This is a genomic window from Aquabacterium lacunae (genome assembly GCF_004310865.1).
GTDB classification, from domain to species: Bacteria; Pseudomonadota; Gammaproteobacteria; order Burkholderiales; family Burkholderiaceae_C; genus Aquabacterium; species Aquabacterium lacunae.
On record NZ_SIXI01000007.1, the window covers coordinates 98078 to 116682 of the forward strand.

An 18605-nucleotide genomic window follows, 5' to 3' on the forward strand; every position below is an offset into this window, starting at 1 on the left:
AAGCCTCAGAACGGCCGTTCCGCAAGGGTTGCCCCTTGTGCGCCCCCTCACGCCGGGCCGCGAAGATGGCCGCCACAGCAAACCACCCAACCAACCACTCACCCCACCATGTCAGGAACCTCCTTCCCAGCACGCCAGGCCCAGGCCGCACTGGCCCGCGCTGTGTGCGCCTTGAGCGCCGTTGCTTCGTTGTCGGCCTGCGCCGCCACCGCACCCGCGCCGAACGCCGACGGCGAAGTGATCCCGGCCGACGAGGCCGCCTCGATCGCCTTCGTGACCAGCGCGCTGAAAGCCTCGGTGCAGAAAAAGGCCGCAGAAGAAGGCCGCGCTTTCCGCGATGCCCACCGCAAGGCCCATGGCTGCGTGCAGGCGCGCTTCACGGTGCTGCCGCAGTTGCCCACGGCGGTCGCCCAGGGCCTGTTCGCACGCCCTGCGGCCTATGACGCCGTGATCCGCTATTCCAACGGCAGCCAGAATGTGGACGACACCAAAGGTGACGCCCGCGGCATGGCGGTCAAGATCATGGGCGTGCCGGGCCCCAAGCTGCTGGAAGACGAGGCCCAGGCCAGCACGCAGGATTTCCTGCTGATGAACAGCAACGTGTTCTTCGTGAAGAACGCCAAGGAGTACGTGAGCTTCCAGAAAGCCATCGACGGTGGGGCCCTGAGCCTGGCCGGCTGGCTGACCTGGCGGGCTTTCAACGAAGGCGCCACGCTGCTGCGCATCCAGGGCCAGAAGGTGAGCAACCCCTTGAACGTGCGCTACTTCAGCCCCACGCCCAACAAGCTGGGCACGCAGCAGATGAAGGTGTCGGCCACGCCGTGCGCGGGTGCGGTGTTCAAGGACACGGCCACCGGCCCCGACCTGCTGCGCCAGAACCTGCAGGCCACGCTGGACGAGCGGGCCGCCTGCTTCGATTTCAGCGTGCAACTGCGCACCCAGCCCAGCAAGATGCCGATCGAAGACGCCACCGCCGAGTGGAAGGAAAGCGATTCGCCCTTCGTCAAGGTGGCCCGCATCGACATCCCGGCGCAACAGGCCGAGCAGGGCGAAGCCTGCGAGGTGCGCTCGTTCACGCCGTGGCACAGCATCGCCGAGCACCGGCCGCTGGGCGGCATCCAGCGGGTGCGCAAAGCGGTGTACCAGGAAATCTCGACGCTGCGGCACCAGCTCAATGGGCAGCCGCGCGTGGAGCCTTGATCAGGGCCGGGGGATCAGGCGTGCCATGCGCACGTCGTAATCGGCATCACCCGCCAGGCGGTAACGCACCAGCAGTGCGCCCGCCTGGTTGATGGACTCCACATGGGTCCATTGCCAGCCCGCAGGTGTGCTCACGCCGCGAGCGGCCAGGTGGGCGGCCAGGGCTTCGGCCTGCCAGGCGCCCGAGTTGCCCGGCACCGGGCGCCAGAGGGTGGCGGCGCCGTCGACAGAGCCCACCACCGTGCCGTTGGCGTTCAGGTCAGACACCCGCACCTGGGTGGCACCCGGCGACAAGCGCACGACGGTCTGCCCGTCGGGCAACACCACACTGGCCTGTTGGGCCGATTGCACCAAGGCCTGTCCAGCGTCATTGAGCGCCACCACCTCGGCCGCGCTCCCCAGCACCGCGGGGTCGCCCTGCCAGACCACGCGCCCACCCTCCCAGCGGGTGGCCAGTGTCAGCCGCTGGGCACCCGTCGTGGTCACCCAGCCGCCCACCACGCCCAGGTTGTTCACGGTCTGTGCACGGCCGTAGGCGCAGTTGCCGCACGGCAGGTCCTGCCACTGGCCGGCCAGCCATGCGCCCGGCTTGGGCACGGTGTCACGTTCGGTGATGGGCTCTCGTCTGGCGCCCACCACAACGCCCTGGTTGTTCACGTCGGACAGTTCCATGCGGGCGCCGCGCGGCACGGGCAAGGCCTTGATGCTGCCGCCCTGTGCGCGGTAGGGGTCGTCACTGGCGTTGGACAGTGCCAGCCACTGGCCGTCTGCACTGACGGCGCGGGTGCCCATGGTGCTGTTGAGCACAAAGCGGGCTTTGACGGCCGTCCCGACGGGGTTGGTCAGGCTGCTGCTGACGGCGGTGGGCACCGGCCAGATGGCGCTACGGTACTCGTAGATGTCTGCAGGTTGCCGCAGAGAAGCCACCAGGAAGCCGCCCAGTGAAAACCGGGCGGTGTTGCCGTGGGCCACGTGCTGGTTGTCCAGCACCAGGGGAATGGCCAAGGGCGCGCCCGGCGTGCGCTCGAACTGCAGCACATCGACGCTGTACGCGGCGGGTGCGGGCCCTGGATCGGCCTGCTGCGCTTGGGCGAGCAGTGGCGAGGCGATCAGCCAGACACAGGCGCTGACCACAGGAGAGCGGGAGGAGGTGACCATGGGAGGGAGTCCTTTCAGGGCACGGCCGTGAAACGGGCCTTGCGCTCGACCCCGAATGCATCCCCCGGCAAGGCATAGAGCACCACCATGGAGCCTTGATCGTTGATGTCGAGCACAGACATCAGGCGCCAGGACGCCACAGCACTGACGCCCTTGGCCGCCAGGTGCTGGGCCAGGTCGATCTGCTGGCCCTGAACCCACATCACGGCACGGTTGCCGGCCTGCCCGACCACCACACCGGCAGCGTTCATGTCGTGTGGGTAGGGGGCGGTTTGGCGCTGCGTGAGGGCTTGCACCTGCCCGGCGGGGCTGACCTGGAACAGCGTGGTCCAGCCGTCTTGCTGACCTTCGACCACCAGGGTGCCGGCATCGTTGATGTGCAACACGCGCGAAGGCGCACCGAACACGGCAGGGTCGGCCACCCAGCTCAGGGCACCGGCCTTCCACACCGCAGCACGGGCCACCAGCGGGGCCTGGGTGTCGTTGGGCGAGGTGCCCGACAGGATCTGGATGGCCCCACCAATGTGGCCCAGGTTGTTGATGTCCAGCGCCCAGCCGCCCACACCGGGCGCCACGGGCAGCACCTGCGACACGCCGTTCTGCCACCACAGGGCCTCATAGGCGCCCTGGTAAGCGCTGTTGACCGCGCCGGTGTGGCCCACCATGTCGCCGATGTTGTTGATGGCCCAGACCCTGTAGTTGGGCGAAAAGCCCTGCCCCGAAGCCAGGGCCCTGGCGCGGCCGCTCTGGCTGCGGCCAAAGGTGCGGTTGTTGGTGTCTTTCAGGGCCAGCCACTGGCCGTTGTCGCTGACCTTCAAGGTGGCCCATTGCGAGGCCAGCGCGAAGGCGCTGACCGGTTGCTGGGCCGTGGCGGTGCTGGCCGCCCAGCTGGCGCTGCGGGCGACATAGCCGCCGGTGGGGCTGAGCTGGCCTTCAGGGCCTTTGAGCGAGTAGCGAGAACGGTTGCCCTGTGCGCGGTTCGCAGGGTCGAGCTGCACCGCCTTGTCGAAGGCCCCGTCGAGGGTGGTGACGGTGTAAGTGCGCTGGGCATGTGCAGCGTGGCCTGCACATGCCAGGGCCACAGCCAGGCAAAGCGCAGAGGCACGTGTCATGGCATGACGGGGCCAAACGGCATGGACCTGGGGCATCGCGAAACCCTCCCTGGTGTTCTTGGATGTGACCCATTGTGTGAAGCGCCGCTGGAGCGCCGCATCCGGGCATCGGACACCACGGAATCATTTCTGGCCACACCCCGCAAACACGGGTGCCCGACGGCGCCCTTGGCCAGGGTTAGCCCGATGTCTGCAGGGCCCTCTGCCCCCCCGTGCGGCAGGCGCCTGTGCTAGTTTTCCGATCTCGCGCTTGTCACTGGTTGTCCCCTCGCCTTCGCCCTTGCCATGCCCAGCCCCCTGCATCACCGGGCACCGCCACACCCCGCCGTCCCGGTGGGTTATGCCTGCCAACTGCTCGACCTGGTCGATGCCCTGGGGGGCTCCGGTGCGGCCCTGTGGGCCGAGTTGGGGCTGGACGCGCGGCTGCTGCAAGACCCCCAAGCCCGTGTGCCGCTGGCCGACTACACCGCCCTGAATGCGCGCGCCCTGGCCCAGTGCGGTGAGCCTGGGCTGGGCTACCTGCTGGGCTTGCGCGCCAGCCCGGCCAGCCATGGCACGCTGGCCTTCGGCATGCTGTCGCAGGCCACGCTGGGCGATGCCCTGATGTTCGGGGTGCGGTTCGGCGGGCCCCTGCGCACGGCAGGCTGGCTGCTGCACCAGGTGGAGATGACACAGGGCGCGGTGCTGCCAGGCAGCGCACAGGGCCATGGGGCCTGCGCAGGGGCGTTCACGCAGTTGCGACTGAGCGAATCGCTGACCCCTCCTCGGCCCGCGGCCCTGCGCGAGCACGCTGCACGCCACCTGCTGACGGGCATGGTCACCTTGCTCGACCATGTGCTGCCCGGCAGCAAGGCGGAGATGCAGCTGCACTTCGAGGGCCCCGAGCCCCCCTGGCACACACGCCACGCCGACCGCCTGCCCCCCTGCCAGTTCATGCAGCCTTTCGCGGCCCTGTGCCTGCCGCAACGGCTGATGCGGCAGCCCCTGCCGCAGGCCAATGTGGCGGCAGCCCGCTGGGCCGAGCAAGCCTGCGTGGACGAATTGGCCCGGCTGGGCGAAACCCCGGAACTGCGCGTGCTGCGCCAGACCCAGGCCCTGCTGGCCGCCTCGGACACCGGCTACCTGTCGGCCAGCGAGGTGGCCATGCGGCTGGGCATGTCGGTGCGCACCCTGTCACGCATGCTGCAACACAGCGGCTGGAATTTCCAGGCCTTGCTCAAGCAGGCCCGGCAACGCGACGCCTTGGCCTTGCTGCAGGTGCCAGGCCTGCGCGTGTCTGCGGTGGCCACGCGCCTGGGCTACCGGTCCACCAGCGCCTTTTGCAGCGCCTTCCAGGGCTGGACAGGGTCAGGCCCTGACGCGCTGCGCCGAGGCGCCCAGCGGGCCGAAGAGGGGCCTTCCTGCGGCCCTGCAAACCAACGGCACCTCGACACCCGTGGGGTGATCGCATGAAAGAGGCCGCCCCACCCCAGGGACACGCCACGCCGCAGGCCAGCGTCTCGGCCACCTACGTCGACCTGATGCTGCGCCTGGCCGAAGCGCGGGGTGTGCCCGCCACCACCTTGCTGCGTGGGCTGGACTTCCCCCTGGCCTGGCGGCACGAACCCCAGGCCCGCATGCCCATGCGCCCTCAATTTGCCGAGTTGTGCCGCCGCGCCATGGCCCTGACGGGTGAGCCTGGGCTGGGCTGCGAGTTTGGCCTGCAGGCCCAGCTGACCAGCCATGGCGCGGTGGGCTTTGGCTACATGGCCCAGACCACCTTGCGCACGGCCCTGGCCTTTGCCGAGCGTTTCGGTGCAGGCTTGCGCCTGGCGGCGTGGGAAGTGGAGGTGGCGGTGCAGGGCGATGCTCCCGCACACGGCGCCGGCGCGCAGCCCGAAGTGCGGGTGATGCTGCACGAGCGTGTGCCGCGCACCGACCTGTACCGCATGTCGGCAGAGATGGTGCTGGTGAGCAGCCATGTGCTGCTGACCCAGCTGCTGCCCGACTGCCGGAAGGACGTCAGCCTGCACTTTGCCTTCCCGGAGCCCCCTTGGCATGCGCGTTACGCGGCTCGCCTGCCCCGCTGTGTGTTCGACGCGCCGCTCAACGAATTGCGTCTGCCCGCGCGGTGGCTGGACGTGCCCCTGGCTCAGGGAGACCGCACAGCCGCGCAATGGTCGGTGCAAGCCTGCGAGGCCGAACTGGCCGAGTTGAAGGAATTGCAGTTGGCCCAGCCAGCCACGCCCGATGACCCCTGGCTGGCGCAGGTGCAGGCCTGGCTGGTGCCCAGCTTGCGCGGCTTCCCGTCGCAAGCCGTGTTGGCCGAACGCCTGGGCATGCCCGTGCGCAGCCTGTCTCGGCAGCTGGCCGCACGGGGCACCAGCTACCGGGCCATGCTGCTGGCCGCCCAGCAGGCCCATGCCGAGGCCCTCTTGGGCGAAGCCACCCTGCCCTTGCAGGATGTGGCCCAGCGCCTGGGTTACAGCACGGTGGCCAACCTGGCCCGGGCTTGCCGCGCCTGGCATGGGCAGACGCCTGCACAAGTGCGCGAAAGGTTGCTGAAAGGCGAGGTCTCAGCGCCTTGACGAGGCCCCGCGATGCCTCGGGTGGCAAGACTCAGACGGGAGGCATCAGGTGCCCGCACGCATCCACACGATGCAGCGCTGGGCCTCGCCCAGACCGGGCACCTGCAGGTGTTCCACGTGAAACACGTCGGCCACAGGCTGCAGGGCAGCCTGCTCGTCGGCCTCGGGCGGCACACCCTTCATGGCCATCCACACACCATGGGCAGGCAGCAGGTGCTTCGTCCACTCGGTGAAGTCAACCAATGAAGCAAAAGCACGGGAAGTGATCACCTCGTACACGCCTTGCAGCAACTCCACCCGGTTGTGCTCGGCCTTCAGGCGGTGCACACCCCGGGTGATGGGCAAGGCCAGCTCGGCCGCCACCTGGCGCACAAAGGCCGCCTTCTTGCCCACCGTGTCGATGCAGGTGACCTGCAACTCGGGGCAGCAAATGGCCAGCACCACGCCGGGCAGACCGCCCCCACTGCCCACATCCAGCACACGCACGGGCGCATCGCCCTGGGGCCAGCCCCGCTCGGCCAGCGCGTTTTGAAGCCTGGGCACCACCACCAGACAGTCGGCCAGGTGGTGGCTCAGCATGTCGGCCGGATCACGCAGGGCCGTGAGGTTGTAGGTGGCGTTCCACTCCTGCAGCAGGCCCATGTAGCGCACCAGCTGGGCCAGCTGCGCGTCGCTCAGGGTCAGGCCGCAGGCCTGCACGGTGCGGGCCACGGCGGGCCGCCATTGCTCGGCGCTCCAGTGGGGGGCCGGCTTGGGTTTGGGCACAGGCCGCGGAGCGGGTGCCGCCGCGCGGGCGGCATGGCCCGCCGCAGCACGGGGCGCCCCACGCTGGCCCTTCAGGTGGTTGGGGCGGCTCATGCGGCCTCCCCTTCGGTGGTGCTGGCAGCGCTGGCCGTGTCGCGCTGAGCATCGGCAAAGCCTTTGAACCGCCCCTTCTTCAGGTGGATCAGCAGCAGCGAAATGGCCGCAGGGGTCACACCCGAAATGCGCGAGGCCTGGCCCAGCGTTTCGGGGCGGTGGCGCGACAGCTTCTGCCGCACCTCGTGGCTCAGGGCCGAGACCTGGGCATAGTCCAGCTCGTCGGGCAGGCGCAGGTGCTCGTAGGCCGCGGCACGCTGCACCTCTTCGTTCTGCTTGTCGATGTAGCCGGCGTACTTGATGCTGATCTCGACCTGCTCGATCACGGCATCGCCCAGGGCCTCGCCCAGTTCGGCGCGCAAGCTGGCGCGGCTGACTGGCAGGGTCATGTCGTCCCCGTTGCCCCGATCCCCACGCAGTCGGGCCTGCTCTGCCTGGGCAATGGCCGCCACCTCGGCCAGGGTGTCGAACACCACCTGCGGCCGGCGCAGCAGGTCGGCCAGGCTGTATTCATGCTCCAGTGCCTTGCCCACCAGGCGCTCGGCGTCGGCAGGTGGCAAGGTGGCGGGGCGCACCCAGGTGCTGCGCAGGCGCTCTGTTTCACGTGAAACAGCGTCGCGCTTTCGGTTGAAAGCGTCCCAACGGGTGTCGCACACCAGGCCAATGCCACGGCCGAGTTCAGTCAGCCGCATGTCGGCGTTGTCTTCGCGCAGCTGCAGGCGGAACTCGGCACGGCTGGTGAACATGCGGTACGGCTCAGAGACACCCTTGGTGATCAGGTCATCGACCAGCACGCCCAGGTAGGCCTGATCACGGCGCAGGGTGAAGGCGTCTTTGCCCTGGGCCTGCAGGGCGGCGTTCACCCCGGCGTACAGGCCTTGGGCGGCCGCTTCTTCGTAGCCCGTGGTGCCGTTGATCTGCCCTGCGAAAAACAGGCCGCCGATGGCCTTGGTCTCGAAGGTGCTCTTGAGCTCGCGCGGGTCAAAGTAGTCGTACTCGATGGCGTAGCCGGGCCGCAAGATGTAGGCGTTCTCCAGGCCGGGCATGCTGCGCAGCGCGCTGAGCTGGATGTCAAACGGCAGCGAGGTGCTGATGCCGTTGGGGTAGAACTCGTTGGTGGTCAGGCCCTCGGGCTCCAGGAAGATCTGGTGCGAATCCTTGTCGGCGAATCGGTTGATCTTGTCTTCGATGCTGGGGCAGTAGCGCGGCCCCACCCCTTCGATCACACCGGTGAACATGGGGCTGCGGTCAAAGCCCGAACGGATGATGTCGTGCGTGTGCTGGTTGGTGTGCGTGATCCAGCACGGCAGCTGGCGAGGGTGCATCTGGGGCGTGCCCAAAAAGCTGAACACGGGCACGTCAGCGCCCGTGGGGGCCGACAGCGGTGCGCCGGGCTCGCCCCAACCCCCGACCAGGGGCACCCCATCACCAGGTTGCTCGGTGAGTTTCGAGAAGTCGATGCTGCGGCCGTCGATGCGCGGCGGGGTGCCGGTTTTCAGGCGGCCTTGCGGCAGCTTCAGCTCTTTCAGGCGGCCCGACAGGCTCACGGCTGGCGGGTCGCCGGCGCGGCCCGCACTGTAATTGTTCAGGCCCACGTGGATCTTGCCATCGAGGAAGGTGCCCGCGGTCAGCACCACGGTGCGGGCGCGGAAGCGAATGCCCACCTGGGTGATGGCGCCCACCACGCGCGCACCGGCGCCATCGCCCTCCACCATCAGGTCGTCCACGGCCTGCTGGAACACCCACAGGTTGGGCTGGTTTTCCAGGCGGTGACGGATGGCGGCCTTGTACAGGATGCGGTCGGCCTGGGCGCGGGTGGCCCGCACGGCCGGGCCCTTGCTGCTGTTGAGGATGCGGAACTGGATGCCGGCCTCGTCGGTGGCCAGGCCCATGGCGCCGCCCAGGGCGTCGACCTCTTTGACCAGGTGGCCCTTGCCAATGCCGCCAATGCTGGGGTTGCAGCTCATCTGCCCCAGGGTCTCGATGTTGTGGCTGAGCAGCAGCGTGGCGCAGCCCATGCGCGCGGCGGCCAGCGCGGCCTCCGTGCCGGCATGGCCACCACCGACCACGATCACATCAAACTCTTGCGGATAAAGCATGGCGAACATCCAGGGCACTCAATGTGCCAAAGCCAAAAGGCGCGGCCCCAGGGTGGGGTCGCGCCGGCTGGCAACACGTGAAGGGCTGGATTATCCGGGAGGTGGGGCCCGGGTGCCAAGCCCATGTCCGCGGGCAGGGCGTTGGTGAAACACCGGAGCCCAGGAACCACCAGGGTGTGAGCAAAATACCTGCACCAACAAACCTTCAAGGAGCCTCCATGCCCCATCCAGCCACCTGGCGCACGGCCAAAGCCGCGGCCTGCACCCTGGCCCTCGCGGCCGCTCACCTGTCGGCCCACGCCGTGGTCGAAGCCGGCCACTGGCGTTTCACACAAGACCCAGCGGGCCAGTTTGGCAACTTTTCAGTGCTGGTGGACCAGACCGTGGGTGGTGACTACACGGGCACCTTTTTCGACTACGACCCCAGTGCAGGGACTTTGACCTACAAGACATTCAATGTGGACGAAGGCTCGGAGGTGTGGGTCACACAACCCGGTGCGGTGATCGACAACCGATTCAAGCCCTCATTGCAGAATGGCCAAACCACCGCGGTGGTCGGCACCGACTTCTACCTGGGCGCCGCCACCAGCAGCGCCACAGACCCAGGCTTCAGTTGGGCCACCTTGTCAAACCGCACGTCCTTCGGCTGGGCGCACTTCCGCGCCGACAGCAGCGGCAAGCTCACCCTGGTCGACAGCGCCATGGCCTTCCGCGAACCAGGCATCGTGGTGGGCACCTTGAGCGCGGTGCCCGAGCCCAGCACCTGGGCCCTGATGGCCCTGGGCCTGGCCAGCCTGGCCGTGCGTCGCCAGGCGCACCGCCAACCACGCCAGCCAGCGGGGGCTGTTGCCAACGCCGCCTGAGCCACACCACCCCGCGGCCTGGGGTTCCACGTGAAACCCTGGGCTGCGCAGCCGCGGCACAATGCAGCGCATGGACTGTCGCCCCGCCTGTGCCGCATGCTGCACCGCACCATCGATCAGCAGCCCCCTGCCCGGCCTGCCCCACGGCAAACCGGCCGGGGTGCCTTGCCCCCAGCTCGACGCCGACCTGCGCTGCCGTTTGTTCGGCCAGCCAGAACGCCCGGCCGTGTGCGGCTCGCTGCAACCCGCGCGGGACATGTGCGGCGAAACCCGCGAACAGGCCATGGTGTGGCTGCACCACCTCGAGGCACAGACCTCGCCTGGCGTGACCACCTGCGCATGAGCCTGGCATGAGCCCCGCCTGGTCCCGCCCCACCCCGCGCCACCTGGCCTGGTTGACCGCTCATGGCCTGGTCTGGATCGTGGCAGCCTGCATCGTGGGCTGGGCCGTGCAGGCCACGGCCCCTTCACCGCTGTGGCACTGGCAGGCCGCACGCAACCCTTTCCTGGTGATCGACCGTCAAGAGATCGACCTGGCTGCACTGGAAACCCCGCAAGGCCAGGTGACCCTGACGCCGCAATGGCACGGCCTGCCACCCCACGTGCAACCCAACCTGACCGAGAAGCACCGCTTCGAGGCCATGGAAGAACAACTGATCGCCTGGACGGGCCAGCCCCTGGCCTGGATCGACACCGACGGGCAACGCTGGCCCATCGCCTGGCAGCCCATGGGCTGGAAGGGCATTCCCACCATCAGCTGGATGCTGCTGCTGACCAGCGTGCTGAGCTGGCACGTGGCGATGTGGAACCTGGCCCAGAACCCGCGCGACAACACCACGCGCCTGTACGTGATCGCGGGCGTGAGCTTCACCGTGGGCAACCTGATCCGCGCCTGGCTCAGCGCCCGCCCCTGGGGCCTGCCCACCCTGGCGTGGGACTTCCAGTTCATCGTGTCGCACACCTGCGGGCTGGCCTTTTTGGGGTGCCTGCTGCTGATGGTGCTGCGCATTCCACGGCCGGTGATTTCCAAGCCCATGCAATGGGGCGTGATCGGCACCATCGCCACCATCGAGTTGTCGGATGCGATGCATTGGGTGCCCGACCGTCTGATGGCCACCTACCAGTGGCCGATGGCCGGGCTGGCCATGCTGGTGCTGCTGGCACAGGCCGGCATGGCCTGGCACTGCCGACACGACCCGGCCTACCGCGCCGCGCTGCGCTGGATCGGGCTGGTGTTCGCCATGGCGGTGATCCCGCCAGCGGTGCTGTACGCGGCATGGGCCACCGGCTTCATCCACACCAACCTGTACGACCCGGTGCTGGTGGCCCCCACCCTGGGCTACTTCGCGTTCTCGGCCTTGTTGCACCGTGACCGCCTGCTGCGCCTGGAAAGCTGGCGTTCGCGCACCACCTCGTTCTGGATCACGGGCCTGATCACCCTGGGGCTGATGATCACGCTGCTGGTGCGTGGCGACGACTGGATGGGATGGGCGCTGGGGGTGACCGCCATGGCCTTTCCATGGCTGTACCTGGCCGTGCGTGCGGTGCTGACCTACCGCACGCCGCCGACGGCCCCCGAGCGCCTGCAGGCCCTGATGCCCGACGTGATGACCATCACCGTCAGCCAGGCCGGGCGCGAGGCCCTGGCCGATGCCTGGGTGGCCTTGTTGCAAAAGGCCTTCAGGCCCGAATCGGCCATCACCGTGCACACGAGCGACGACCCGACGACCGAGCACGCGCCCGCGGGCCCAACCGACGACGCGGTGCGCATTTCGCGCGACGGCAGCCTGCTGCATGTGCCGCACCTGCCGCGTGGCGAGGTGCAACTGCAGCGCCGGCAACCGTTCACCCCCACCGACCGCGAACTGGCCGAAGCCCTGTGGCGCCTGACCTCGCACGGCCTGATCACCAAAGACTCGTACGAAGCCGGGGTCAAGCGCGAGCGCCGACGCATCGCGGCCGACCTGCACGACAGCATTGGCGGGCGCCTGCTGCACCTCAGCCAGACTGCCGCCTCGACCCAGCAGCGCCAGTACGCGATCAACACGCTGGCCGACCTGCGCAACATCACACGGGGGCTGAGCAAAGAAGGCGCGGCCTGGTCACAGGTGCTGGCCGACCTGCGCCACCAGGTGCAACGCGAACTGGACGCGGTCGATGTGGACCTGCACTGGGCGTGCGACTGGCCTGCCGAAGCCCTGGCGCAGTTTGCCGACGGCGAAGAAGCCGTGGCGCTGCATTGCGTGGCCAGCGAGTTGGTGCGCAACGCCCTCCAGCACGCACAGCCCGACCGCCTGAGCATGCACTGGGGCACCACAGCACAAGGGCACCGCGAACTGCGAGTGCAGCATGGCGGCACAGTGAGCGAGCCCTCACTTTGGTCGGCAGGCCTGGGCGTGAACTCGATCCGCCGCCGCTTCCTGGACCGTCAAGGTCAGTGCGAATGGGCCCTGGTGGGCGGTGAACTGGTGTTCACCGGACAATGGCCGCCCAAGGCTGACCAGCCCTGAGCGGCCTGGCGCGCCAGGATCAGGCTTACGACTTGCGGCGACGGGTCACCGCCATCACCGTGGCCACGCTGGCGATCATCAAGGCATAGATGCTGGGTTCCGGCACGGCAGCCACGACACCAGAGCCCACACCAGAGCCCGAAGACGCCACCGGCGAGAACGTCGCCGTGTACATCAGGCTGGCGCCGACGCTGCCGTAATTGGCATTTGGCAACGAGCCCATGCCGCTGCTGAAGGTGTAGGCTGCACCGGCATCAGGCGCAGACAGCCCCCCATCATTCGAAGCCAGGATGAGGCTCAGGCGGTGGTGCAGCGGCGAATTGAGCGGCAGGATGGCGGGCGCATTCGCACCAAGTTCGCCCGTCAGCACCGCGGCATACGTGCCAGGGCCCAGCGTCAGATTGATGTTGTTGAACGACAAGGCCGAATCGTTGAATCCGTAGCTGTCGAAAGCACTGCCCACCTCCTGGCCCAGGTTGAAGCCGACCGGCGACGTCGCGTCGGCCACCACTTCGCGGATGGACAAGCGAACCGAGCCCTCAGTCCCCCCAGCCACCTCAAACCCCCAGGAATCCAGCACGCGAGTCTGGGCCTGAGAGAAGGTCTGAAACGCCGCAATCCCGGCGATCATGGTGTCGACGCTCATGAGTCCGCCATCGGCATAAAAAATGGGCGCGCCATTGTTGCTGTAGCTCTGTGCTTGCGCCTGGGCAACCGACCCACAAGCGGCCAGGCCAGCCAGCGCCAGGGCGCGCATCGAACGGGATGACATCATCGAGTAACTCCTTTCAACGTTTTGATACATCGACCCGGGCATGGTGGTTGCCACCGATTGCCCCACACATCCCGACAACTCGGGATCGGGGCCCCACACCCCCCGGAACACGTGGGCCCCACGCCCCCCCCGCCCCTGCATCCCGATGCCTCGGGATGGAGCGGCATGCAGCAGATGCCGGACACTTGGGCATCAGCGCAGCACACCATGACCACCCCCAGCCACCCCCAGCACGTCCTCATCGTCGAGGACCAACCCGACGCACTGCGCCTCATGCAGCAACTGGTCGAGGCGCTGTTCGACACGGGCAACCACCTGTGCGCGCCCGACCTGGCGCAAGCCCAGGGCCACCTGGGCACCAGCTACGACCTGGTGCTGTGCGACCTGCAACTGCCCGATGGCCTGAGCATCGACTGGCTGCGCCAGTACCGCCAGCGCCACCCCGACACCTGGATCGTGGTCAGCACCCTGTACGACGACGACGACCTGGTGTTCGCCTCGCTGCGCGCCGGGGCCGACGGCTACCTGCTCAAGACCGACAGCCCGGCCGTGCAGCGGGACACCCTCAGCCGCCTGCTCAATGGCGAGCCGCCCATGTCACCGTCGATCGCCCGCAAGGTGATGCGGCACTTCCGGGCCCAGCCCGAGCCCACACCCGCCGGGCTGCCGCTGGCCACGCTCACCCCGCGCGAGCAAGAGGTGCTCAGCCTGATCGCTCAGGGCCTGAGCGCCAAGATGGTGGCCGCTGAACTCAACACCAGCCGCTACACGGTCAATGACCAGATCAAGAGCATCTACCGCAAGCTGGGCATCGGCAACCGCAGCGAGGCCACGGCCGAGGCCATGCGCCTGGGCCTGATCCAGGCCCCCACCCCCCTGCGTTGAGGGCAGGCTGCGGCGTTTTCACGCCGCGTCCCGACAACTCGGGATGGGCCCCGCACACGGCCCCTGGAAACATCTGGACACACGCTGTCATCGCGTTGTCCTCACTTGTTTCAGGAGTCGTTCATGCAGTCCATCGCACGCGCCCGTCGCACCCCCTTGGCCACCGTGGCCCTCGCCGTGGCCACCTGTGCCGCCCTGACCGCCTGCGGCGGCGGGGGCGACGCCACCGACAGCGGCAACACCCCTGTGCGGGCCAACCGCGCCACCGCCAGCATGGGCAACTTCGTGCCCGAGGGCCAGGCCCAGCTGGTGGTCAACCTCAGCGCCTGCACGCGCTCGCCAGACGGCGGGATCAACAACCAGGAGGCCGTGAACAACGCCACCCTGACCTTCACGGCCGAAGGCGACATCGTGCTGCGCGGGGCGGTGGGCAGCGCCACCACCACCACCGACCTGTACCGCATCAACGCCAGCGAAACCAACCTGGAGCGCGAGATCGAGTACTACGCGCTCAACAACCCCAACGGATCCGGGCTGCGGGCCAGCTACGTGCTGACGCTGGACGACGACGACACCCGCTACGTCACGGCCTCTGCCAACCCGAACACGACCGGCTCCCTGGAGATGGAAAACGCCGACCACGTGTACAGCTGCACCGTGCCGGCCGGCGCTTTCGCCTTCCCCGACAACGTCCTGGGCAACCGCCTGGCGGTGTTGGCCGACGGCACCACCCGCACCGATCCCGTTTACCTGCGCGACAGCGCAGCGCTGACCCAAGGCACCCGGCAGATCACCTGGGACAACGCCCTCGGCGCCGCCACCGACCCGCTGTCGAGCGCCAGCCAACGCTACGCCGACACCCGCTTCCTGCGCGTGGACTGGAGCGGCACCACAGCCATTGCCTCGGGCAGCAGCAGCCTCAATGGCAGCTACAGCGCGCTGAATTCGCCCCTGCAAGGGGCCAGCCCCAGCGCCTACGAGAGCTACTTCAGCGAGCGCAGCTTCCCGAACCGGGGTGGTACCGCGTACGAGTTGCGCGCCGTGCTGACCTGGGGCCAGGGTGCGCCCGGCGTGTCCTACGACCTGCGCATGGCGCGCTTCGGCACCGACCTGTATCCCTACGCCGCGATGACCACGGCACCCAACCCGGCACCCGCGCCCAGCGTCCCGGCTGCACCGGCCGGACCCGCTGCGTCGCTCTGACAACACCGCACGCCAAACCCCTGGACCCTTCACCGAGCATCACATGACACGCCGTACCCCGTTTGCCTTGACCCTCCTGAGCACCCTGCTGCTGACCGCTTGTGGCGGCGGTGGCGACACCACACCCAATGCCGTCACCCCCGTGCCCAGCTACCTGGAGGGCCCTGTGGGGCAGCTGGTGGGCCTGGCCCCCGAGGTGCTCGCCCTGGGCACCTACACGGTCAGCAACTGTGTGGACGCCAGCAACAACAGCGTCTCGCGCAAGCTTCGCCTGATGGAAGATGGCAGCGTGGTCTGGCTCGACGCCGCCAACAACGACGCCGTGCTGGCCCGCTTCACCCCCAGCACCACGGCCATCCAGTACCGCATCATGGAGGTGTACGACAACGGCAGCTACTACCACGAGGTCAACGAATACGCCAGCGGCGGGGCACGCACGCTGCAGATCCGCTTCGACACCGAAGATGTCATCGTGAACACCAGCACGGTGCAGGACACCTGCTCAAGCTCGCCGCAAGTGCCCACCGTGCTCAACATCTCGGTGGCATTGAACGACGCCATCGTGGCCCGCAAGCTGAGCTCGGCCGTGCGCTCCACCGGCGCCGACCCCGCCACCGGCAGCCTCAGCCAGGACGAGACCATCTCCACGCTGGATGCGGCCACCAGCACACAGGTGACCTATCGGGTACGCCGCAGCGTGTCGGCCACCGGTGTCATCAGCCACCAGATCGACAACAACGCCCCTGTGGTGTGGACCAACTGGATCACCGCCCTGCAAGCCAGCAACGGCACCCGCGGTTACTACTCCGAAGTCTGGGACACGTTCACGGGCACCAGCAGCAGCGCGGCCAACGCGTCAGGCACGCCCGCCAACCCGCGGATCTCGGTCGAACTGGCCCACCCCACGCTGCGCCTGTGGCCCGGCAGCGGCAACGCCTTCGTGATGCTCCAGCGCGACACCGCGTCACAGGCCAACGGCCAGGCATTCATGGTCTCGCTGCCCCAGTGACCGAGCGCCCTCGAACCACGGACTGAACTTCCACAGGCCAACGCCCATGCCCCACACCCACCACGCCCACCACGCCCACTCGGCCCACCCTCGCCGCACCCCTTTGGCCCTTGCCACGGCCAGTTTCCTGGGCACCCTGCTGCTGGCCGCCTGCGGCGGCGGCAGTGGCAACGACACGCCTGCCAGCAGTGGCGACACCGTCTCGGCACGCGAAAGCCGCGCCACCGCCAGCGCAGGCTATTTCGTGCCTGACAACCAATCCCAACTGGTCGTCAACCTGAGCAACTGCACCCAGTCCACCCGAACCAACAGTGCCACCACGCCAGTGTCATCGGCCACCCTGACCATCACCGCGACGGGCAATGTGGTGTTCCGTGGGGCCGTGGGTTCTGCCACCAGTGCCACCGACCTGGCGCAGGTCAGCAGCGCAGAACCCGGAGAGCGCCTGCTCAGCTTCGAGGCCAGCAACCGAGCCAACAACGCGGGTGTGGACGTGCGCTACGACATGGGCGTATCCAATGAAAACGGCGTGCAGATCGACGCCTACACCACCACCAGCGCAGCAGGCGAGCTGCAGGTCACGGCGGGTTCGCTGTTCTACGAATGCGCCATCCAAGCCAACGCCTTCAGCCTGCCCGCCAGCCTCACCGCCACCCGCCTCGCACTGTTCACCGCTGGCGCGACGAATGCGGTGGCAGACAACCTGACCAGCGAGGTCAGCCTGATCGCCACCAGCACCTCGGCCACCTGGGATGGATCGTTTGGAACGCCCTGGGACGCGCTGGACGGCAATGACATCCAGTACGCCAGCAACCGACATGCGCGGCTGGACTGGTCAGGCAGCACGGCCACCCTGGCCACCAGCGACCGCCGCAACGGCAGCTTCACCCCCCGCGCCCTGCCGCCCAGCACACCGGACGCGCGTGAGTACACCGCCAGCTACCAGGAGGTCTACAGCAACGGAGGCCGCTACGCAGGCAACCCGTTCAGCACCCTCAGCGCCCAGGTTCTGTACCCGACCGACGCAGCAGCGTCCTACAACCTGCGTGTGCGTCGAATCGGCAATGTGATCTACCCGCAAAGGGTGCTTGGCTCGGTCAACTTCACGTACACCAGCGTGCGCAGCCGGTTGGGCGGCGGTGACCTCAACGGACTGCCCAACGCCTTTTACGCCAGCAGCAACACACCCATCACCCTGAGCACTTGTCAGCGGGGCATTCAATCGGTGCAGCGCCGCATCGCGTTCTTGCCGGACCAGCGCATCATCTGGCTGGACGGCCAGAACAACGAGCTGGCGCGCTTCACGCCCGATGACAACACGCATCAGCGCCGCGAGTTCTCTCTGCTGGGCGGCAACAACACCACGCTGCGAGCCACGTTCAAGGTGTACGCCGACGGTGTGGCGGCGGTGCAAGACATGCCCAGCCAACGCCTGGAGATCGGCGCCACACAGGGTCTGATCGAGGTCACGTACCCGGAGGGCAATGTCACGGTCACCGACGTGTGCACGGCGCCGGCCCTGCTGCCCCAACCTGAACTGACGCTCAACAGCCGCATCACCTCGGTGCTGGACTTTGGCGGCAATGCCAACCTCACCACCAACACCAGCGGCTACACCTGCCCGAACGACAGCGCCAACACCAGCTGGCGCCACCGCATCGGCACCGACGGGCAGTTTGCGACGGACACCACGTTGCCGGGCAATGCCGCGTCGGGCTTCGTCGGCTGGTCGGGCGGCACCAACTGGATCGGCCAGAGCAATGCGCGTTACGAGGAAAGCTACGACGCGCAACCGGGCGCAAGCTCCGGAAGCGCGGGGATGGCCCACCCGGCCACCACCGTGCGCGCCAACTGCGCCAGCGTGCTGCAGATTCAGGGTAGCGCCAACGCGCCGAGCGGCATGACCCTCGTCAGCGCCCCTTGATCGCCCTTGACGGGCTGATGTCACCCGCGCCGGTGTCGGTGCCGGTGAGGGCCGCCGCGTATAGCCAGCGCCCCGCTTCGCGCACGAAGCGGCTGCGCTCGGCAATGCGCTGCGCGCGCCCGCCCACCTTGCACCGCGCCACGAACTCCACCCACCCTTCATCGGGCCCCAGCAGCCCATGCCCCTTGACCGTCAGGCCCAGCCACTTCAAACCGGGCTCGGGCGGCTCGATCTGCGCCGGTCGGTGGGGCTCGGCCCAAGTCGCCAGCAGGTAATCGCGGCGATCCAGCACAAAGGCCGTGTAACGCGAGCGCATGAGCGCTTCGGGTGTGGGTGCGGCCAGGTGTTCGGGGCCCGTGTGGTAGCGGCCACAACAGGCTTGCAGGGTGGCGCCAGAGCCGCAAGGGCAGGCGCGGGTGTCCAGGTCGGTCATGTGGGCAAG

General features: G+C 68.2%; 16 protein-coding genes. 10 read left to right on the forward strand and 6 right to left on the reverse strand.

The features are described from left to right. The first annotated feature begins 108 nt into the window (after positions 1 to 108). On the forward strand, positions 109 to 1200 hold the full coding sequence (locus EYS42_RS15165) for a catalase family protein (protein ID WP_130969042.1): 1092 nt from the start codon (positions 109 to 111) through the stop codon (positions 1198 to 1200). Here the strand turns inward: EYS42_RS15165 and EYS42_RS15170 are convergent, their stop codons facing one another. Together EYS42_RS15170 and EYS42_RS15175 are read right to left on the reverse strand one after the other, a co-directional pair. Then, entirely contained in the window at positions 1201 to 2358 is a 1158-nt protein-coding gene (locus EYS42_RS15170; RefSeq protein WP_130969043.1) for a hypothetical protein, read from the reverse strand. A 14-nt stretch (positions 2359 to 2372) separates the two neighbouring features. Beyond that, the gene (locus EYS42_RS15175) at positions 2373 to 3470 is read right to left on the reverse strand and encodes a hypothetical protein (protein WP_130969044.1); all 1098 of its coding nucleotides are present in this window, start codon (positions 3468 to 3470) and stop codon (positions 2373 to 2375) included. 285 nt (positions 3471 to 3755) lie between these two features. Between EYS42_RS15175 and EYS42_RS15180 the strand changes: the two genes are divergently transcribed. Together EYS42_RS15180 and EYS42_RS15185 are read left to right on the forward strand one after the other, a co-directional pair. Beyond that, positions 3756 to 4922, forward strand: coding sequence for an AraC family transcriptional regulator (locus tag EYS42_RS15180; RefSeq protein WP_130969045.1), 1167 nt, complete (start codon positions 3756 to 3758; stop codon positions 4920 to 4922). Next, a complete protein-coding gene (locus EYS42_RS15185; RefSeq protein ID WP_130969046.1) occupies positions 4919 to 6037 on the forward strand; it encodes an AraC family transcriptional regulator in 1119 nt (372 codons plus the stop codon). The genes EYS42_RS15180 and EYS42_RS15185 overlap by 4 nt, the downstream gene beginning before the upstream one ends. Positions 6038 to 6082: 45 nt before the next feature. On the opposite strand, the gene rsmG is transcribed toward EYS42_RS15185, so the two are convergent. Both rsmG and EYS42_RS15195 read right to left on the reverse strand, forming a co-directional pair. Continuing rightward, positions 6083 to 6895, reverse strand: coding sequence for a 16S rRNA (guanine(527)-N(7))-methyltransferase RsmG (rsmG, locus tag EYS42_RS15190; protein WP_130969047.1), 813 nt, complete (start codon positions 6893 to 6895; stop codon positions 6083 to 6085). Then, positions 6892 to 8994 (reverse strand): tRNA uridine-5-carboxymethylaminomethyl modification enzyme MnmG/GidA, encoded by a 2103-nt coding sequence (locus tag EYS42_RS15195; protein ID WP_130969121.1) that lies wholly within the window; start codon positions 8992 to 8994, stop codon positions 6892 to 6894. The genes rsmG and EYS42_RS15195 overlap by 4 nt, the downstream gene beginning before the upstream one ends. A gap of 218 nt (positions 8995 to 9212) precedes the next feature. On the opposite strand from EYS42_RS15195, the gene EYS42_RS15200 reads away from it, so the two are divergent. From EYS42_RS15200 to EYS42_RS15210, 3 genes are all read left to right on the forward strand, one after another. Further along, positions 9213 to 9857: a PEP-CTERM sorting domain-containing protein gene (locus EYS42_RS15200; RefSeq protein ID WP_130969048.1), complete on the forward strand. Its 645-nt coding sequence runs from the start codon at positions 9213 to 9215 to the stop codon at positions 9855 to 9857. Positions 9858 to 9927: 70 nt separating this feature from the next. Next, entirely contained in the window at positions 9928 to 10200 is a 273-nt protein-coding gene (locus EYS42_RS15205) for a YkgJ family cysteine cluster protein (protein WP_130969049.1), read from the forward strand. 7 nt (positions 10201 to 10207) lie between these two features. After that, positions 10208 to 12367 carry a sensor histidine kinase gene (locus EYS42_RS15210; RefSeq protein WP_130969050.1) on the forward strand — a complete coding sequence of 720 codons (2160 nt, stop codon included), beginning with the start codon at positions 10208 to 10210 and terminating at the stop codon, positions 12365 to 12367. 25 nt (positions 12368 to 12392) lie between these two features. On the opposite strand, the gene EYS42_RS15215 is transcribed toward EYS42_RS15210, so the two are convergent. After that, positions 12393 to 13196, reverse strand: a complete 804-nt coding sequence (locus tag EYS42_RS15215; protein WP_165456818.1) for a PEP-CTERM sorting domain-containing protein — start codon at positions 13194 to 13196, stop codon at positions 12393 to 12395. 153 nt (positions 13197 to 13349) lie between these two features. Here EYS42_RS15215 and EYS42_RS15220 point away from each other — a divergent pair, with 153 nt between their 5' ends. The 4 genes from EYS42_RS15220 (at position 13350) to EYS42_RS15235 (ending at position 18163) form a co-directional block, all read left to right on the forward strand. After that, positions 13350 to 14027 (forward strand): LuxR C-terminal-related transcriptional regulator, encoded by a 678-nt coding sequence (locus EYS42_RS15220; RefSeq protein ID WP_165456819.1) that lies wholly within the window; start codon positions 13350 to 13352, stop codon positions 14025 to 14027. A gap of 123 nt (positions 14028 to 14150) precedes the next feature. Next, positions 14151 to 15230, forward strand: a complete 1080-nt coding sequence (locus EYS42_RS15225) for a hypothetical protein (RefSeq protein WP_130969053.1) — start codon at positions 14151 to 14153, stop codon at positions 15228 to 15230. Positions 15231 to 15273: 43 nt separating this feature from the next. Beyond that, the gene (locus tag EYS42_RS15230) at positions 15274 to 16239 is read left to right on the forward strand and encodes a hypothetical protein (protein ID WP_130969054.1); all 966 of its coding nucleotides are present in this window, start codon (positions 15274 to 15276) and stop codon (positions 16237 to 16239) included. A 46-nt stretch (positions 16240 to 16285) separates the two neighbouring features. After that, positions 16286 to 18163, forward strand: a complete 1878-nt coding sequence (locus EYS42_RS15235; protein ID WP_130969055.1) for a hypothetical protein — start codon at positions 16286 to 16288, stop codon at positions 18161 to 18163. On the opposite strand, the gene EYS42_RS15240 is transcribed toward EYS42_RS15235, so the two are convergent. Then, complete coding sequence (locus tag EYS42_RS15240) at positions 18150 to 18596, reverse strand: YchJ family protein (RefSeq protein WP_130969056.1); 447 nt, start codon at positions 18594 to 18596, stop codon at positions 18150 to 18152. The two genes, EYS42_RS15235 and EYS42_RS15240, sit on opposite strands and share 14 nt — an antisense overlap. Positions 18597 to 18605 lie beyond the last annotated feature (9 nt).

Bases quoted from the DNA above. Each gene is read 5' to 3' on its own strand.
- EYS42_RS15165 (WP_130969042.1), top strand. From the start codon at position 109: ATGTCAGGAACCTCCTTCCCAGCACGCCAGGCCCAGGCCGCACTGGCC.
- EYS42_RS15170 (WP_130969043.1), bottom strand. From the start codon at position 2,358: ATGGTCACCTCCTCCCGCTCTCCTGTGGTCAGCGCCTGTGTCTGGCTG.
- EYS42_RS15175 (WP_130969044.1), bottom strand. From the start codon at position 3,470: ATGACACGTGCCTCTGCGCTTTGCCTGGCTGTGGCCCTGGCATGTGCA.
- EYS42_RS15180 (WP_130969045.1), top strand. From the start codon at position 3,756: ATGCCCAGCCCCCTGCATCACCGGGCACCGCCACACCCCGCCGTCCCG.
- EYS42_RS15185 (WP_130969046.1), top strand. From the start codon at position 4,919: ATGAAAGAGGCCGCCCCACCCCAGGGACACGCCACGCCGCAGGCCAGC.
- rsmG (WP_130969047.1), bottom strand. From the start codon at position 6,895: ATGAGCCGCCCCAACCACCTGAAGGGCCAGCGTGGGGCGCCCCGTGCT.
- EYS42_RS15195 (WP_130969121.1), bottom strand. From the start codon at position 8,994: ATGCTTTATCCGCAAGAGTTTGATGTGATCGTGGTCGGTGGTGGCCAT.
- EYS42_RS15200 (WP_130969048.1), top strand. From the start codon at position 9,213: ATGCCCCATCCAGCCACCTGGCGCACGGCCAAAGCCGCGGCCTGCACC.
- EYS42_RS15205 (WP_130969049.1), top strand. From the start codon at position 9,928: ATGGACTGTCGCCCCGCCTGTGCCGCATGCTGCACCGCACCATCGATC.
- EYS42_RS15210 (WP_130969050.1), top strand. From the start codon at position 10,208: ATGAGCCCCGCCTGGTCCCGCCCCACCCCGCGCCACCTGGCCTGGTTG.
- EYS42_RS15220 (WP_165456819.1), top strand. From the start codon at position 13,350: ATGACCACCCCCAGCCACCCCCAGCACGTCCTCATCGTCGAGGACCAA.
- EYS42_RS15225 (WP_130969053.1), top strand. From the start codon at position 14,151: ATGCAGTCCATCGCACGCGCCCGTCGCACCCCCTTGGCCACCGTGGCC.
- EYS42_RS15230 (WP_130969054.1), top strand. From the start codon at position 15,274: ATGACACGCCGTACCCCGTTTGCCTTGACCCTCCTGAGCACCCTGCTG.
- EYS42_RS15235 (WP_130969055.1), top strand. From the start codon at position 16,286: ATGCCCCACACCCACCACGCCCACCACGCCCACTCGGCCCACCCTCGC.
- EYS42_RS15240 (WP_130969056.1), bottom strand. From the start codon at position 18,596: ATGACCGACCTGGACACCCGCGCCTGCCCTTGCGGCTCTGGCGCCACC.